Source organism: Companilactobacillus bobalius (assembly GCF_009764355.1).
Map to the genome: position 1 here is coordinate 1 of NZ_LNUA01000045.1, position 1,348 is coordinate 1,348.

A 1,348-nucleotide genomic window follows, 5' to 3' on the forward strand; every position below is an offset into this window, starting at 1 on the left:
ACTGCTGAAGTTACTCCAACACTTAAAGGAGATGTAACAGTTACTTCTGGTGAAGATATTTCTTCAGAGCAAGGTAACGAAACTAATACGATTACCGGAGTTGATGGTACTTCACTCGTCGATAAGGTTACATTCGGAGATTATTACCGAGCCGATAATGACGATGAAGCTGTAGTTTTGGCAGACATCTTAAGTGGTAATAATACTAATACGACAACTGATCCAGTAAATGGAACAGTTTATGGTAAAGCTGGAGATTACTATCGTACAGTTGTTCTTCACTTGAAGAAAGGTGCCCTAGATTCTTATACAATCAATGGTGCTACAGATGCCCAAATTAATAAGAATGATAATACAGTAACTTATCTCCAAAAGGTCACTGTAACAGTCCCAAAAGTAACATCTAAAATAACAGGAGCTACTGCTAAGGTTGGCGAAACTGCAGATAATGTATCAGATAATGGGACAACAGATATAACGTTAAATGATGGAACAGGTTCAATCATTGATAAAACTGCCTATGGAGATCAATACTTCACCAGTGCAACTAATGCTTTGAACAATATCGATGGAACAACGGGTGCATTCACAACAGTAACTACATCAGATAAACCATATTATCGTCGAGTAACACTAACATTAGCCAATGGTAAATTGTTGAGTGATTATGCAATCAACGGAATAAGCGGAACAGATTACATTGATAATGGCGATGGGACAGTCACATTTGCTCAACCAGTTACCGTGGGAGCCGCCGAGGTTACTCCAACACTTAAAGAAGACGTAACAGTTACTTCTGGTGAAGACATTTCCTCAGAACAAGGTGGAGAAACTAATACGATTACCGGTGTTAATGGCACTTCACTCGTAGATAAGGTTACATTCGGAGATTATTACCCAGCCGATAATACTGATGAAACTGTGGCATTGACTGATATTCTAGATGGAAAGATCAGTGCAACAACTGATCCAGTAAATGGAGCAGTTTATGGTAAAGCTGGAATTTACTATCGTACAATTATTCTTCATTTGACGGAAGGTGCCTTGAATTCTTATACAATCAAAGGTGCTACAGATGCTCAAATTGATAAGGATGCTAATACGGTAACTTATCTTCAAAAGGTTACGGTAGAAGCTGCCGAATTTACTCCAACTCTAAATGGAGATGTAACAGTTACTTCTGGTGAAGACATTTTCTCAGAACAAGGTGGAGAAACTAATACGATTGTTAAGAATAATTCAATCGTGGATAGTGTCACATTTGGAAGTTATTACCCAGCTGATAATACCGATGAGGCTGCGGCTTTAGCAGATATTCTAGGTGGAAAGACTAGTGCAACAACTGATC

1 protein-coding gene is annotated in these 1,348 nt (G+C 38.6%); it reads left to right on the top strand.

Annotated elements, in window-relative coordinates; translation table 11 throughout:
• A partial coding sequence (locus ATN92_RS12590) for a hypothetical protein (protein WP_158106789.1) occupies positions 1-1,348 on the top strand: 1,348 nt, incomplete at both ends.